This is a genomic window from Streptomyces sp. NPDC007917 (assembly GCF_042959105.1).
Lineage (GTDB): Bacteria > Actinomycetota > Actinomycetes > Streptomycetales > Streptomycetaceae > Streptomyces.
Window position 1 is genome coordinate 19,515 of the sequence record NZ_JBIBKK010000031.1, and the last position, 17,372, is coordinate 36,886.

Annotated in this window: 4 protein-coding genes; all 4 read left to right on the top strand. The window is 70.8% G+C overall.

Going from position 1 to position 17,372, the window contains the following annotated elements:
• The first annotated feature begins 76 nt into the window (after nucleotides 1-76).
• The 4 genes from ACFZDL_RS39320 (at nucleotide 77) to ACFZDL_RS39335 (ending at nucleotide 17,364) form a co-directional block, all read left to right on the top strand.
• Nucleotides 77-13,276: an amino acid adenylation domain-containing protein gene (locus tag ACFZDL_RS39320; RefSeq protein WP_353591752.1), complete on the top strand. Its 13,200-nt coding sequence runs from the start codon at nucleotides 77-79 to the stop codon at nucleotides 13,274-13,276.
• 110 nt (nucleotides 13,277-13,386) lie between these two features.
• Nucleotides 13,387-13,605, top strand: a complete 219-nt coding sequence (locus ACFZDL_RS39325; RefSeq protein ID WP_353591751.1) for an MbtH family protein — start codon at nucleotides 13,387-13,389, stop codon at nucleotides 13,603-13,605.
• Nucleotides 13,606-13,705: 100 nt separating this feature from the next.
• Entirely contained in the window at nucleotides 13,706-16,321 is a 2,616-nt protein-coding gene (locus ACFZDL_RS39330; protein ID WP_353591750.1) for an amino acid adenylation domain-containing protein, read from the top strand.
• Nucleotides 16,318-17,364 (top strand): TauD/TfdA family dioxygenase, encoded by a 1,047-nt coding sequence (locus ACFZDL_RS39335; RefSeq protein WP_353591749.1) that lies wholly within the window; start codon nucleotides 16,318-16,320, stop codon nucleotides 17,362-17,364. Before ACFZDL_RS39330 ends, ACFZDL_RS39335 begins: the two co-directional genes overlap by 4 nt.
• Nucleotides 17,365-17,372: the final 8 nt, after the last annotated feature.

A 17,372-nucleotide genomic window follows, 5' to 3' on the forward strand; every position in this document is an offset into this window, starting at 1 on the left:
TACGCCGGCCGGCCGCCGGAAAACGAATCCCGGCCGGTCACCAACGGATTTGAACCGCCAGAAAAGGAGCGAGAAGTTGGACGCCGAGGCATCCTCGACCCCCGACCAGCACGTCCTCGGCCCGGACGACCAGCCGATCAGCTCGCCCGAAGAGGTGCTGTGCGGACTGTTCGCCGAGGTGCTCGGCAAGGACGGCGTGGGCGTCCACGACGACCTCTTCGAGCTCGGCGGGCATTCGCTGGCGGCCATCCGGCTGCTCGTCCGGATACGCAGCGTCCTGGGCGTCGAGCTGGTGATCAAGGACGTCTTCAACTTCTCCACGCCGGCCGCGCTGGCCAAGCGGCTGGCCGGGGCGGCCGACGGCGAGGCCCGCACCCCCCTCGTGGCGGTGCGGCGCCCGGACCTGGTGCCCCTGTCGTTCGCCCAGCGCCGCCTGTGGTTCCAGCACAAGCTCGAAGGCCGCTCGGCGACGTACAACGTCCCGCTGGCCCTCCGGCTGACCGGCACCGTCGACCCCGAGGCGCTGCACGCGGCCCTGCTCGATGTGGTCGGCCGGCACGAGTCGCTGCGCACCGTCTTTCCCGAGGCCGACGGCGAGCCGCACCAACTGGTCATCGACCCGGCCGACGCCGACTTCGCCTGGGAACACCGGTCGGTCTCCGAGTCGGACCTGCCCCACGCCCTGCGCGACGCGGCGTGCTACGGCTTCGACCTCGCCTCCGAAACCGCACTGCGCGCCTGGCTGTTCGAAACCGCGCCGGACCGCAGCACCCTGCTGCTGTTGCTCCACCACATCGCGGGCGACGGCTGGTCGATGGCCCCGCTCGCCCGGGACGTGATGGCGGCCTACACCGGACGGGTCGAGGGACGGCCCCCGCAGTGGTCCGCACTCCCCGTGCAGTACGCCGACTACACCCTCTGGCAGCGCGAGCAGCTGGGCGACGCGGACGACCCCGAGAGCGTGTACGCGAAGCAACTGGCCTACTGGCTCGAAGAGCTGGCCGACCTGCCCACCGAGGTGACCTTCCCCACGGACCGCGCCCGACCCGTCGTGGCCACCTACGGCGGCGAACGCTTCACATTCCGGCTCGTCGAGGGTGAACTGCACCGCCGGGTGACCGAGTTGGCCCTCCGGACCAACACGACGGTGTTCATGGTGCTGCAGGCCGGAATGGCGGCGCTGCTGACGCGGCTCGGCGCGGGCACCGACATCCCGCTGGGAAGCGGCGCCGCCGGCCGCACCGACGAAGCCCTGGACGACCTGATCGGCCTCTTCGTCAACACTTATGTGCTGCGCACCGACACCTCGGGCGACCCGAGCTTCGACGAGCTGCTGAGCCGGGTGCGGGAGCGCAGCGTGCAGGCACACGAGCATCAGGACGTGCCGTTCGAGCACCTGGTGGAGCTGCTGAACCCGCAGCGGTCGACCTCCCACCACCCGCTGTTCCAGGTCGCGATGGTGCTGCAGAACGCGCCGTCGGAGGACTTCCGCCTGCCGCGGCTCCAGGTGCGGAGCGAGTTCATCAACACCGGGACCGCGCGTTTCGACATGATGGTCGAGATGTACGAGCGCCGCGACGACACGGGCGGCGCGGCGGGCATCGAGGCGCTGGTCGAGTTCGCCACGGAGCTGTTCGACCGTTCGACGGTCGAGGGGCTGCTGGCCCGGTGGGTGCGGTTGTTGGAGCAGGTGGTGGCGGATCCGTCGGTGCGGATCAGCGGGGTGGAGCTGCTGGCGGAGGCCGAGCGCCGGGAGTTGTTGACGAGCTGGAACGACACGGCCGTCGAGGTGGCGCCGGAGACCTTGGCCGGGTTGTTCGAGGCGCGGGTGCGGCGGGCTCCGGATGCGACCGCGCTGGTGCGTGGTGGGGAGGCCCTGTCGTATGGGGAGGTGAACGCCCGGGCGAACCGGTTGGCGCATTGGCTGATCGGTGAGGGGGTGGGGCCCGAGCGGTTGGTTGCGGTGGAGTTGCCGCGTTCGGTGGATCTGGTGGTGGCGGTTCTTGCCGTGCTCAAGGCGGGCGGTGCTTATGTGCCGGTCGATCCGGGGTATCCGGCGGAGCGGCGTGCGTTCATGCTGGCGGATGCGCGGCCGGTGCTGGTGCTGGACGAGGCGGTGCTGGGGCGGGACGTGTCCGGGTTCCCGGACACCGACCCGGGGGTCGGTGTGGAGCCGGAGCACCCGGCGTATGTCATCTACACATCGGGTTCCACCGGTGTGCCCAAGGGTGTGGTGGTGTCGCACCGGGGCGTGGCGAGTCTGGCCCACGCGCAGGCCGGACGTCTGGACGTCACCTCCGACAGCCGTGTCCTGCAGTTCGCGTCGCCGAGTTTCGACGCGGCGTTCTGGGAGCTGGTGATGGCGTTCGGCTTCGGTGCCGCGCTGGTGGTACCGGAGGACGAGCGGTTGGTGGGCGGGGCTCTGCTGGCGGCGCTGGCGGGGCAGCGGGTGACGCATGTGACGCTGCCGCCGTCGGTGCTGGGGGCACTGCCCGCGGATGCGGAGTCGTCGCTTCCTTCTCTGGGCGTGGTGGTACTGGCGGGTGAGGCCGCGCCGCCGGAGTTGATCGCACGCTGGTCACAGGGCCGCCGTGTGGTCAATGCCTACGGCCCGACCGAGTCGACCGTATGCGTGTCGATGAGCGCCGCGCCGGCCGATGGCGTGGCACCGATTGGCCGCCCGGTGACCAATACCCGGGTGTTTGTGCTGGATGAGGCGTTGCGGCCGGTGCCGGTGGGTGTGGTGGGGGAGCTGTATGTGTCCGGCGCGGGGTTGGCGCGTGGCTATGCGGGCCGGGCGGGGCTGACGGCGGAGCGGTTCGTCGCCTCGCCCTTCGAGCCGGGTGTGCGGATGTACCGGACCGGTGATCTGGCGCGGTGGCGTGCGGATGGTCAGTTGGAGTTCGTGGGGCGTGCGGACGAGCAGGTGAAGGTCCGTGGGTTCCGTATTGAGCCGGGTGAGATCGAGGCGTTGCTGACGGGTGTTGACGGGGTGCGTCAGGCGGTGGCGCTGGTCCGTGAGGACGTCCCTGGTGATCAGCGGCTGGCGGCGTATGTGGTGCCGGATCTGGAGGCTGCGGCTGCGTGTGAGGAGGGTTCTTCCGAGGTTGCGCAGGTGGGTGAGTGGCGTGAGATTTATGACTCGGTGTACGCGGGGTCGGGTTCGGGCGGTTTCGGGGAGGACTTCTCCGGGTGGGACAGTTCGTATTCGGGTGAGCCGATTCCGTTGGGTGAGATGCGGGCGTGGCGGGATGCTGTGGTGGAGCGGGTGCGTGGTCTGGGTGGGCGGCGGGTTCTGGAGATTGGTGTTGGTTCCGGGTTGTTGATGGCGCATTTGGCGGGTGGTGTGGAGGAGTACTGGGGTACGGATCTGTCGGGTGCGGTGATCGAGCGGTTGTCGGGGCAGGTGGCGGCGGCGGGGCTGGCGGATCGGGTGCGGTTGCGTGCGCAGCCGGCCGATGTGGTCGAGGGGCTGCCGGGTGAGTACTTCGACACCGTGTTGATCAACTCTGTGGTGCAGTACTTCCCGGATGGGGAGTATCTGGCGCGTGTGGTGGATCGGGCGCTGGGTCTGCTGGCGCCGGGTGGGCGTTTGGTGATCGGTGATGTGCGGCATGCCGGGTCGTTGCGGGCGCTGCACGCGGCGGTCCACCAGGGGCGTGGTGCGGCGGCCAGGGCGGTGGTGGACCGTGCGGTGCTGCTGGAGAAGGAGCTGGTCGCGGCGCCCGAGTTCTTCACCACGATCGCCGCTCGCGACGCCCGGGTCGGTGCGCTGGACATCCAGCTCAAACGCGGTGGCTACCACAACGAGCTCACACGGCACCGCTACGAAGTGGTGCTCCACACCACACCGAACGAAGTCGTGGACGTCGCCGACGTACCCCAGCTGACCTGGACCGCTGGGCTGGACCTGGCGGGCGTACGCGCTCCGGTGCGTATCACGGGCATTCCCAACGCCAGGCTGACGGCGGAGGTGGCCGGAGAGCGGCGGCTCGACGGGCTGGACGCCGGGGACTCCGGTGCCGGGGTGGATCCGGAGGAGCTGGTGGTGCGGGGTGAGGAGCTGGGGCTGCGGGTGGTGGTGACGTGGTCCTCGCGTTCGGTGGCCCTGTTCGACGCGGTGGTTCTCCCGGGGGAGCAGACGGCCACCGTGCTGTCCAACGTCTACCTGCCGGCGGCCACCGGCGGTCCGTGGGTGAACAACCCGGTGGCCGCGCGGGGCATCGGCACGGTGGTCAAGGCCGCCCGTGAGCGCCTGGCCGAACGCCTGCCGGAGCACATGGTGCCCTCGGCGGTGGTGGTCGTGGACCGCCTCCCGCTGACCCCGAACGGCAAGCTGGACCGCAAGGCCCTGCCGATGCCGGACTACACGCCCACCACCGGCGACCGGGGCCCGCGCACCCCACAGCAGGAAGTGCTGTGCGGCCTGTTCGCCGAGGTGCTCGGCGTCGACCGCGTCGGCATCGACGACAGCTTCTTCGACCTCGGCGGCCACTCCCTCCTCGCCACCCGCCTCATCAGCCGCATCCGCGGCCTTCTCGGCGTCGAGCTGCCGATCAAGGACGTCTTCGAGGCACCGACCGTGGCCGGGCTGGCGGAGCGGCTGAGCTCCGGCGGCCGGACCCGTACGGCCCTCGTCGCCGTGGAGCGGCCGGACCTCGTCCCGCTGTCGTTCGCACAGCGCCGTCTGTGGTTCCTGCACAAGCTCGAAGGCCGGTCGGCGACCTACAACATGCCCCTGGCGCTCCGCCTGACGGGCACCGTCGACGCCAAGGCACTGCACGCGGCCCTGCTCGATGTGATCGGCCGGCACGAGTCGCTGCGCACCGTCTTCCCCGAGGCCGACGGCGAGCCCCACCAGTTGGTGCTGGACACGGCGGACGACCGGTTCCGGTGGGAGTACCGGTCGGTGTCCGGCGCGGAGCTTCCGGGCGCCCTCGAAGAGGCGGCCCGCTACGGGTTCGACCTCTCCTCCGAAATGCCGATACGGGCCTGGTTCTTCGAAGCGGACGGGGACGAAAGCGTCCTGCTGCTGTTGCTGCACCACATAGCCGCCGACGGCTGGTCGATGGGCCCGCTCGCACGCGATGTGGTGGCCGCGTACACCGCACGTTCGAGGGGCACCGCCCCACGCTGGTCCGACCTTCCCGTCCAGTACGCCGACTACGCGCTGTGGCAGCGGGAACTCCTCGGCGACGAGGGCGACCCGGACAGCCTGTTCGCGCGCCAGGTCGACTACTGGCGCTGGCAGCTGGCGGGCCTGCCCGAGCAGGTGACCTTCCCGACCGACCGGCCGCGGCCCGCCACCGCCTCGTACGAAGGCGCGGGCGCCACGTTCGAGGTCGGCGGAGAGCTGCACCGGCGTATGGCGGACCTGGCGCGCGAGGCCGGTGCGACGGTGTTCATGGTGTTGCAGGCCGGTATGGCAGCGCTGCTGACCCGTCTCGGGGCGGGCACGGACATCGCGCTGGGCAGTGGTGTGGCGGGCCGTACCGACGAGGCGCTGGACGACCTGGTCGGCCTCTTCGTGAACACCTTCGTGCTGCGTACGGACACCTCCGGAGACCCGGGCTTCGAGGAGCTGCTGCAGCGGGTGCGGGAGGCCAGCCTGGCCGCGTACGCGCACCAGGACGTGCCGTTCGAGCACCTGGTGGAGCTGCTGAACCCGCAGCGGTCGACCTCCCACCACCCGCTGTTCCAGGTCGCCCTCGTCCTCCAGAACGCCGATCAGGGCGACTTCACCCTCCCGGACCTGCGCGTCCGCGCGTCCGAGGTGGACCCGGGCACGTCACGGTTCGACATGCTCTTCTCGCTCACCGAGCGCTTTGACGCCGCGGGGAACCCCGCCGGTATCGCGACCGAGGTGGAGTACTCCACGGACCTGTTCGACCGGTCCACCATTCAGCAGCTCTTCGGGCGCTGGACCCGTCTCCTGGAGGAGGCGCTGGGCGCTCCGGCACGGCCGATCGGCCGCGCCGACCTGCTGACGGAGGCCGAGCGCAGGCAGGTTCTGACCGAGTGGAACGACACCGCGGCGGAGGTACGCCGGGAGACGATGACCGGCCTGCTCGAAGCGCAGGTGAAGCTGGCCCCCGACGCCCCCGCCGTGCGCTTCGGCGACACGACACTGACCTACGGGGAACTGAACGCGCGGGCCAACCAGCTCGCCCGCCACCTCGTCGCGCTGGGCGTCGGCCCCGAGCGGCTGGTGGCGGTGGCCCTGCCGCGGTCGGCCGACACCGTCGTGGCGCTGCTCGCGGTGGTCAAGGCCGGCGGCGCCTACCTCCCGCTGGACCCCGACGACCCGGCCGAGCGACTGCGGTACACGCTGAACGACGCCCGGCCCGTACTGGCCCTCGTCTCCGGCGGACGCGATCTGAGCGACCTGGACACCGCGATCCCGTCCGTCGCCCTCGACGACCCGGAGACCGCCGAGATCGTCGGCCGGCAGTCCACCTCCGACCTGACCGACGCCGAGCGCACGGCCCCGCTGACGCCGGCCCACCCGCTGTACGTGATCTACACCTCGGGATCCACCGGCCGGCCGAAGGGTGTGCTGGTCGAGCACCGCGGTCTGGCCAACAACCTTCAGTGGATGCGCGACACCTACCCGGTCGGCCCCGGAGACCTGCTGCTGTTCCGCACCTCGGTGAGGTTCGACTCGGTGGGGCTCGAAATCTGGTTCCCCCTGTTGTCCGGCGCCGCGATCTGCGTGGCGCCCGGCGATGTGATCCGTGATCCGCAGCGGCTCGTCTCGTACATCGCGGAGAACGGCGTGACCGTCGCCCAGTTCCCGCCGTCCCTGCTCGCCACTCTGCCCGATCCCCCCGCGACGCACGCGGTCAGCCGCATCTGGTCCAGTGGCGAGGCGCTGTCCCCGGAGCTCGCGGCCGAGAAGAGCGCGGCCTGGGGAAGCCGGCTCATCAACCTGTACGGCCCGACCGAGATGACCATCCAGGTCGCCTCCTCCGTCTGGCAGGGCGGCGACGGCGACGGGCGCAATGTCCCGATCGGCCGGCCCACCTGGAACACCCGGATGTTCGTCCTCGACGACGGGCTCCAGCCCGTGCCGGCGGGCGTGGTGGGTGAGCTGTACGTCACGGGTGTCCAGGTGGCGCGCGGGTATGTGGGGCGTGCGGGGTTGACGGCGGAGCGGTTTGTGGCGTGTCCGTTCGAGCCGGGTGTGCGGATGTATCGCACGGGTGATCTGGTGCGGTGGCGTGCGGACGGTCAGTTGGAGTTCGTGGGGCGTGCGGATGAGCAGGTGAAACTGCGTGGGTTCCGTATTGAGCCGGGTGAGATCGAGGCGTTGCTGACGGGCTTTGAGGGTGTGCGTCAGGCGGTGGTGGTGGCGCGTGAGGACGTGCCTGGTGATCAGCGGTTGGCGGCGTATGTGGTGCCGGATCTGGAGGCTGCGGCTGCGTGTGAGGAGGGTTCTTCCGAGGTTGCGCAGGTGGGTGAGTGGCGTGAGATCTATGACTCGGTGTATGCGGGGTCGGGGCCGGACGGTGTCCGCTTCGGTGAGGACTTTTCGGGGTGGGACAGTTCGTATTCGGGTGAGCCGATTCCGTTGGGTGAGATGCGGGCGTGGCGGGATGCTGTGGTGGAGCGGGTGCGTGGTCTGGGTGGGCGGCGGGTTCTGGAGATTGGTGTTGGTTCCGGGTTGTTGATGGCGCATTTGGCGGGTGGTGTGGAGGAGTACTGGGGTACGGATCTGTCGGGTGCGGTGATCGAGCGGTTGTCGGGGCAGGTGGCGGCGGCGGGGCTGGTGGATCGGGTGCGGTTGCGTGTTCAGCCGGCTGATGTGGTCGAGGGGCTGCCGTCGGGTTACTTCGACACGGTGTTGATCAACTCTGTGGTGCAGTACTTCCCTGATGGGGAGTATCTGGCGCGTGTGGTGGATCGGGCGCTGGGGTTGCTGGCGCCGGGTGGGCGTTTGGTGATCGGTGATGTGCGGCATGCCGGGTCGTTGCGGGCGCTGCACGCGGCGGTCCACCAGGGGCGTGGCGCTTCCGCAAGGGCGGTGGTCGATCGTGCGGTGCTGCTGGAGAAGGAACTGGTCGCGGCGCCCGAGTTCTTCACCACGATCGCCGCTCGCGACGCCCGGGTCGGTGCGCTGGACATCCAGCTCAAACGAGGTGGCTACCACAACGAGCTCACACGACACCGCTACGAAGTGGTGCTCCACACCACACCGGCCGATGTGCTGGACGTGTCCGGTCTACCGCGGGTGGAGTGGGGCGCCGGGCTGGACCTGGCGGATGTGGACACTCCGGTGCGCATCACGGGCATTCCCAACAGTCGGCTGGTGGCGGAGGTGGCGGCCGAGCGGCGGCTCGACGGACTCGCTCCCGAGGATCTGGAGGGCGTGGACCCGGAGGACCTGGTGGCGCGGGGCGATGAGCTCGGGCTGCGGGTGGCGGTGACCTGGTCGTCGCGTTCGGTGGCGCTCTTCGACGCGGTCGTGCTGCCGAAGCAGCCGGACGGAAAGGCCCTGTCCGGCGTCTATGTTCCGGCGGTGGCCGGCGCCCCGTGGGTGAACAACCCGGTGGCCGCCCGTGGCATCGGCGCGGTGGTCAAGGCCGCCAGGGACAGCCTGGCGCGGCGCCTGCCGGAGTACATGGTCCCGTCCGCCGTGATGGTGCTGGACCGGCTGCCGCTCACGCCGAACGGCAAGCTGGACCGCAAGGCCCTGCCGGTCCCGGATTATGCGGCGACGGCAGGTGGGCGTGGTCCGCGCACCCCGCAGGAAGAGGTGTTGTGCGGCCTGTTCGCCGAAGTGCTCGGCGTCGACCGCGTCGGCATCGACGACAGCTTCTTCGACCTCGGCGGCCACTCCCTCCTCACCACCCGCCTGGTCAGCCGCATCCGCAGCGCACTCGGCGTGGAAGTCCCGATCGCCGCGGTCTTCGAGGCCCCCACGGTCGCCCGCCTGGCGACCCACCTCACCGACAACGGCCCGACGCGTACCGCCCTGGTGCCGGTGGAGCGTCCAGAGGTCATGCCGCTGTCGTTCGCCCAGCGCCGGCTCTGGTTCCTGCACCAGCTGGAGGGCCGTTCCGCGACGTACAACATGCCGCTGGGACTCCGCCTGAGGGGCGGTGTGGACGCGGACGCCCTCCGGAGCGCGCTGGGGGACCTGATCGCCCGGCATGAGTCGCTGCGCACCGTCTTCCCCGAGGTCGACGGCGAGCCGCGCCAACTGGTGCTGGACGCGCAGGACGTGCGGCTGGACTGGCAGCGCAGGCCGGTGACCGAGGAGGAGCTGCCGAAGGCCCTGGAGGAGGCGGCCCGCTACGGCTTCGACCTGGCTGCCGAAATCCCGGTCCGCGCCTGGCTCTTCGAGGTCGGGCCCGACGAGCACGTCCTGCTGCTCCTCGTACACCACATCGCCGGTGACGGCTGGTCGATGGGCCCGATAGCGCGCGACATCGTGGCCGCCTACACCGCCCGCGTCCAGGGGAGCGACCCTCAGTGGGCCGAACTTCCCGTTCAGTACGCGGACTACACCCTGTGGCAGCGGGAACTGCTCGGCGAGGAGTCCGACCCGGAGAGCATCTACTCCCAGCAGGTCGGCTACTGGCGCCGGCAGCTGGCGGGCCTGCCCGAGCAGGTGACCTTCCCCACCGACCGCCCCCGCCCGGCCCTGGCCTCGTTCGAGGGTACGCACCTCGTCTTCGAGCTGGACGCGGAGCTGCACGGGCGGCTGGTCGAACTCGCCCGCCGTACGAACACGACCGTCTTCATGGTGTTGCAAGCCGCGATGGCGGCGCTCCTGACGCGCCTCGGGGCGGGCACGGACATCGCGCTGGGCAGTGGTGTGGCGGGCCGTACCGACGAGGCGCTGGACGACCTGGTCGGCCTCTTCGTGAACACCTTCGTGCTGCGCACGGACACCTCCGGCGATCCGAGCTTCGGCGAGCTGCTGGAGCGGGTGCGGGAGACGAGCCTGGCCGCGTACGCGCATCAGGACGTGCCGTTCGAGCACCTGGTGGAGCTGCTGAACCCGCAGCGGTCGACCGCGCACCACCCGCTGTTCCAGGTCGCCCTCGTCCTCCAGAACGCCCCCGAAGGCGATTTCGACCTGCCAGGGCTGCGCGTCAGCCCCGAGGAGGTCGGGATCGGCAGGTCGCGCTTCGACGTGCTGCTCAGCCTGGCCGAGCGCCGCGGTGAGCAGGGGGTGACCGCGCTGGTCGAGTACTCGACCGAGTTGTTCGACCGTGCGTCGGTTGAGGGTGTGCTGGCGCGGTGGGTGCGGTTGTTGGAGCAGGTGGTGGCGGATCCGTCGGTGCGGATCGGTGGGGTGGAGCTGCTGGCGGAGGCCGAGCGCCGGGAGTTGTTGTCGGGGTGGAACGACACGGCTGCCGAGGTGCCTCGGGAGACCTTGGCCGGGTTGTTCGAGGCGCGGGTGCGGCGGGCTCCCGATGCGACCGCTTTGGTGTGTGGCGCTGAGGCCTTGTCGTACGGGGAGGTGAACGCTCGGGCGAACCGGTTGGCGCATTGGCTGATCGGTGAGGGGGTGGGGCCGGAGTCGTTGGTTGCGGTGGAGTTGCCGCGTTCGGTGGATCTGGTGGTGGCGGTTCTTGCCGTGCTCAAGGCGGGCGGTGCTTATGTGCCGGTCGATCCGGGGTATCCGGCGGAGCGGCGTGCGTTCATGCTGGCGGATGCGCGGCCGGTGCTGGTGCTGGATGAGGCGGTGCTGGGGCGGGATCTGTCGGCGTTCCCGGATACCGACCCTGGGGTTGGTGTTGCGCTGGAACACCCTGCGTACGTGATTTACACCTCGGGTTCGACGGGTCGGCCGAAGGGCGTGGTGGTCTCCCACAGCGGCTTGGCGAGCATGGCGCACGCTCAGCTCCGGCGGCTCGCGGTGAGCGCCGACAGCCGGGTGCTGCAGTTCGCGTCGCCGAGCTTCGACGCGGCCGTCTGGGAGCTGGTCGTCGCCTACTCGTCCGGAGCGGCCCTGGTGGTGCCGGAGGACCGGCGGTTGGTGGGCGAGGCGTTGCGGGACCTGCTGGCGTCGCAGCGCATCACGCACGCGCTGATCCCGCCGTCGGTGGTGGCGACCCTGCCGACCGGCGCCGCCGAGGAGCTCACCGGCTTTGAATGCCTGGTCGTGGGCGCCGAGGCGGCGCCGCCGGAACTGGTGGCCCAGTGGTCGCGGGGGCGTCGGGTGGTGAACGCGTACGGGCCGACGGAGTCGACCGTGTGCATCTCGATGAGTGATGCGCTGTCGGACGACGGTGTGGTCCCGATCGGCCGTCCGGTGACCAACACCCGGGCCTATGTGCTGGATGAGGCGTTGCGGCCGGTGCCGGTGGGTGTGGTGGGTGAGCTGTACGCCTCGGGCGCGGGGTTGGCGCGTGGCTATGCGGGCCGGGCGGGGCTGACCGCCGAGCGGTTTGTGGCGTGTCCGTTCGAGCCGGGTGTGCGGATGTATCGCACGGGTGATCTGGTGCGGTGGCGTGCGGATGGTCAGTTGGAGTTCGTGGGGCGTGCGGATGAGCAGGTGAAGGTCCGTGGGTTCCGTATTGAGCCGGGTGAGATCGAGGCGTTGCTCACCGGTGTCGACGGGGTGCGTCAGGCGGTGGCGCTGGTCCGTGAGGACGTGCCTGGTGATCAGCGGCTGGCGGCGTATGTGGTGCCGGATCTGGAAGCGGCGGCCGCGGCGAGTGTCGTCGAAGAGACGGACTCCGACGGAGACGCTCAGGTGGGTGAGTGGCGTGAGATCTATGACTCGGTGTACGCGGGGTCGGGTTCGGGCGGTTTCGGGGAGGACTTCTCCGGGTGGGACAGCTCGTATTCCGGTGAGCCGATTCCGTTGGGCGAGATGCGGGCGTGGCGGGACGCTGTGGTGGAGCGGGTGCGTGGTCTCGGTGGCCGGCGGGTTCTGGAGATCGGTGTCGGCTCAGGGCTGCTGATGGCGCATCTGGCGGGTGGTGTCGAGGAGTACTGGGGTACGGATCTGTCGGGTGCGGTGATCGAGCGGTTGTCGGGGCAGGTGGCGGCGGCTGGCTTGGCGGATCGGGTGCGGTTGCGTGCGCAGCCGGCTGATGTGGTTGAGGGGCTGCCGTCGGGATACTTCGACACGGTGTTGATCAACTCTGTGGTGCAGTACTTCCCTGATGGGGAGTATCTGGCGCGTGTGGTGGACCAGGCACTGGGTCTGCTGGCGCCGGGTGGGCGGCTGGTCGTGGGCGATGTCCGGTACGGGCGGTCGCTTCGGACGCTGCACACGGCGGTGCACAACGGCCGGGGTGCCGCGGCCAAGGCGGCGATCGATCGTGCGGTGCTGCTGGAGAAGGAACTGGTGGTGTCGCCGGAGTTCTTCACCGACATCGCGGCGCGGGACGGGCGTGTCGGTGCGGCGGATGTGCGGCTCAAGCGGGGTGGCTACCACAATGAGCTGACCCGCCACCGTTATGAGGTGGTGCTGCACAAGGCGCCGGCCGACGCGCTGGATGTGTCCGATCTGCCCCGGGTGGAGTGGGGAGCGGGACTGGACCTGGCGAGTGTCGGGGCCCCGGTGAGGGTGACCGGAATTCCCAATGCCCGGCTGGTGGCCGAGGTGGCGGCCGAGCGGCGGCTCGACGGGCTCGACGCGGACGATATGACGGGTGTGGACCCGGAGGATCTGGTGGCGCGGGGCGAGGAACTGGGCCTGCGCGTGGTGGCGACATGGTCCCCGCGTTCGGTGGAGTTCTTCGACGCGATCGTCCTTCCCGGACAGGGGGACGAGGGCGCTTTGTCGGGTGTCTATGCTCCGATGTCCTCCGGTGGCCCGTGGGTGAACAATCCGGTGGCGGTGCGTGGCATCGGCGCGGTGGTGAAGGCCGCCCGCGAGACGCTGTCCCAGCGCCTGCCGGAGTACATGGTCCCGTCGGCCGTGATGGTGCTGGACCGGCTGCCGCTCACGCCGAGCGGCAAGCTGGACCGCAAGGCCCTGCCGGTCCCGGACTATGCGGCGACGGCGGGTGGGCGTGGTCCGCGCACCCCGCAGGAAGAGGTGTTGTGCGGCCTGTTCGCCGAAGTGCTCGGCGTGGACCGCGTGGGTATCGACGACGGCTTCTTCGACCTGGGCGGCCACTCCCTCCTCGCCACCCGCCTGGTCAGCCGCATCCGCAGCCGACTGAGCGTGGAGGTGACGATCGGCACGGTCTTCGAAACACCGACCGTGGCCGGCCTGAGCGAGCGCCTGGCGGCGGCACCTCAGGCGGAGGCCAAGAGGAAGCGACCGGCGCTGCGTCGTATGGCGCGGCCGACCGGTAAATCCTGACGTGTTCCGCTGAGTTCCGGGGAGGGGCGATGGACCTCTCCCCTGAGGTCGGCGAATCCAATCGAGAACCGAAATCCAACCGAAAACCGAAAGAGGAGTGAGGAACAGCCATGACGAACCCCTTCGAGAACCCCGACGGCACCTACCTCGTGCTCGTCAACGACGAGGGCCAGCACTCGCTGTGGCCGGAGTTCATCGACGTGCCCGAGGGCTGGACCGTGGCCAAGACCGCCGACACGCGGGACGCCTGCCTCGCGTTCGTCGAGGAGAACTGGACGGACATGCGCCCCGCCAGCCTGGTCAAGGCCATGGCCGCGGCGGACTCATGAGCGGACTCATGACGCGGCGGCAGCCGGATGTCGCATCGCCGGTGGCGCTTCCCCGCGCCACCGGTGCCCAACCCCTCTTGTGAAGGCAGCAGGAACCACCATGGGCACACCGACAGAGGTCGGCACGCACAGTGAACCCGGAATCGTCTCCGCCATCCCGCGATGGCGCAGCGAACCACGACAGGCCGATACGCCGACGACGACCGAGTACGAGTGCCTGGTCCCCGCCGACACGGGCCAGGGGCTCGGCGCGCTCGCCGCGCGCCTGGGCGTGCCGGTCGGCTCCGTGCTGCTGGCGGCGCACGCGAAGGTGCTGGCGGCGCTCTGCGGCGAACAGGAGGTGCTGACCGGGTACGCCGCGCCTGGCAGCGGCGGCCGACTCCGGCCGTGTGCCCTGCCGGTGGCCGAGGGGGCGTGGCGGCAGCTGGTGCTGGCGGCCGACCGGGCGGCGGCGCCGGGGAGTGGGGCCGAGGCGACGTCCGCGGGCTACGAGGTGGCCCTCGACCTCTCCGCGCTCGACGGGACGGCCGGCCTCGGGGCGGCGCCGCCCGTCGTACTGCGCATCGCCTTCGACACGGAGCCGGCCCGGCAGCAGGGCCGGGGGACGGCCCGCGAACCGGGCCTGGAGCAGGACGGCCCGCGCCTGCGCCTGCGGCTGTTCGGCCGCGCCGAAGTCCTCGACCTGCCGTACGCGCGGCGGATCGCCGGTTATCTGCTGACGGCCCTGGAGCTGATGGCCGCCGACGACACGGCGGAACACCACCGCGCGCGGCTCCTCGGACCGGAGGAGCTGGCCTACCAGATCGACGGGTTGGCCGGGCCCCGGCGTGAGCTGCCGGACCGCCGGGTGCACGAGCTGTTCGAGGAGCGGGTGCGCCTGCACCCCGACCGGGTCGCCGCCGTGCACGACGGCACGGAGTGGACCTACGACGCGCTGAACCGCCGGGCGAACCGCATCGCCCACGAGCTGCTGGACCGGGGGCTGGAGCGCGAGGACGTGGTGGCCGTGGTCACCGAGCGGAACCTGGAGTGGCTGGCCACGGTGCTCGCGGTCTTCAAGGCCGGCGGGGTCTACCTCCCCGTCGAACCGCACTTCCCCGCACACCGCATCGCCGCCATGCTCTCCCGCAGCGACTGCCGTTGCGTCCTGACCGAGTACGGCAGCACCGCCACCCTCGACGGGGCTCTCGCGAGCCTCGGCTCCGTGCCCCGGCTGTTCGTCGCGGACCTGCTGTCGGCGAGCGGGGAGGCCCGGAGCGAGACCGTGAAGGGCGGCGACACCGACCCCCGCGACACCGACCCCCGCGACACCGACCCGGGCATCCCCGTCTCGGCCGGCCAACTCGCCTACGTCTACTTCACCTCCGGCTCGACCGGGGAGCCGAAGGGCGCGATGTGTGAGCACGCCGGGATGCTCAACCATCTGCTCGCCAAGATCGAGGATCTGGGGATAGGCCCCGGGCAGGTGGTCGCCCAGACCGCGCCGCAGTGCTTCGACATATCGCTGTGGCAGCTGGTGAGCGGTCTGCTGGTGGGCGCCCGGACGCTGATCGTCGGGCAGAAGGAGATCCTGGACGTCCGGCGGTATGTCGACACCCTCGTCGACGGCGAGGTCGAGGTGGTTCAGGTCGTGCCGTCCTACCTGGAGGTGATGCTCACCTACCTGGAGGAGCAGCCGCGTCCGCTCGGGCGGCTGCGCAGCGTCTCCGCGACCGGGGAGGCGCTGAAGAAGGAGCTCGTCGAGCGCTGGTTCGCCGCCTTCCCGGACATCGGGCTGGTGAACGCCTACGGCCTGACCGAGACCTCGGACGACACCAACCACCTGGTGATGGACGGGGTGCCGGAGCAGGAGCGGGTGCCGTTGGGGCCGGCGGTCCGCAATGTGCGGGTGTACGTCGTGGACGAGCACCTTGAACCGGTGCCCCTCGGGGCGCCCGGGGAGATCGTGTTCTCCGGCGTCTGCGTCGGCCGCGGCTACATCAACGACCCCGAGCGGACCGCCGCCGCCTTCGGAACCGATCCGCACCGCCCGGGGGAGCGGCTCTACCGCTCGGGCGACATCGGCCGGTGGCTGCCCGAGGGCGCCCTGGAGTTCCTTGGCCGGCGGGACGCGCAGACCAAGATCAGGGGCTTCCGCATCGAGATCGGCGAGATCGAGAACCACCTGCTGCGCGTGGCGGGCGTGCGGGACTCCGCCGTCGTCGTGGCGGAGGGCCCCGACGGGGGCAGGCACCTGGTGGCGTTCTACGCCGCGGACACCCCGCTGGAGGCGGACGAGGTGCGGCGGGCCTTGGGCGAGGCGCTTCCCGCCTACATGGTGCCGCAGTACGTACACCACCGGGAGAGCCTGCCGCTGACCGGCAACGGCAAGATCGACAAGAAGTCGCTGGCCCGGGAGGCGGCCGAGTACGGCGCCGGATCCGGTTCCGGCGCCCGTGCGGACGTGCCCGACGGCGGCGCGGGCGACGCGCCGCGGACGGCGACGGAGAAGCGGCTGGCCGGGCTCTGGGCGCAGGTGCTGAACATCCCGGTCGAGGGGATCACCCGGCACCAGCGGTTCTTCGACTCCGGCGGCACCTCGCTGTCGGCGGTGCGGCTGGGGGTCGCGCTCGGCGGAGCGGTGACGCTGGAGGACATCGTCGGGCAGCCGGCCCTGGCCGAGCTCGCCCGGACCATCGACGAGAACACGCGGCAGGGGAAGGTGACGAGCGCATGATCCAGCCGTCCGAGGGGGCCGGCTCCGCCGCGGAGCTCGACCTGGAGCTGGCCCCGGGCAAGCCCGCCATTGTGCGGGTCACCGAGTCCGCGGCGTACGGCCGCGCCGCCGAGTGGATCGGCGAGCGCAAGGCCGCGCTGGAGGCGGTCCTGCTGGAGCACGGCGCCGTGCTGATCCGGGGCCTCGGGGTGCGCGACGCCGCCGCGCTCGGCCGGGTCGGCGAGCGGATGTCGGGGGCGGTCATGCCGGAGCGGGAGGCGTTCGCCCGGCGCCGGCCGCTCGGCGGGCCGGTGGTCTCCTCACTGGAGTGGCCGCCCGACCAGCCGATGTGCATGCACCACGAGTTGAGCTATGCGCTGGAGTTCCCCCGGCTGCTGACGATCGGCTGCTTCACCCCACCGGCGAGCGGCGGCATCACCGGGCTCGCCGATGCCCGGGCGGTCCTGGCCGGGCTGCCGCAGCCGATCGTCGAGCGCTTCACCGAGCAGGGCTGGGCGCTGACCCGCTCGTACAACGAACTGGTGGGCGTTCCCTGGCCGGAGGCGCTGGGTGTCGGCGACCGCGCCGGGGCGGAGGCGTACTGCAGGGCCAACGGCACCGACTTCGTCTGGCAGCCGGACGGCGGGCTGCGGACCAGCCAGCGCCGCTCGGCGGTGATCCGGCACCCGCTGACCGGGGAGCAGGTCTGGTTCAACCAGATCGCCTTCCTCAACGAGTGGACCATGGAGCCGGCGATCAGGGAGTTCCTGGTGATGCAGTTCGGTGAGGCCGGGCTGCCGTTCAACACCCGCTACGGCGACGGGTCACCGATCGACGCGGACACCGTCGAGATCATCAACAAGGTCTACGAGACGGCCACCCTGCGCGAGCCGTGGCAGGCGGGGGACGTCCTCCTGGTCGACAACATCCGCATGGCGCACAGCCGTGAACCGTACGGGGGGCAGCGGGAGGTGGGAATGGTGCTGGGCGCCCCGGTACGGCTCGCCGACTGCTCGCCCATCCGCTTCGGGGAGAGCGATGTGAGCGATGACCGCCATGTGTGAGCGGGGGT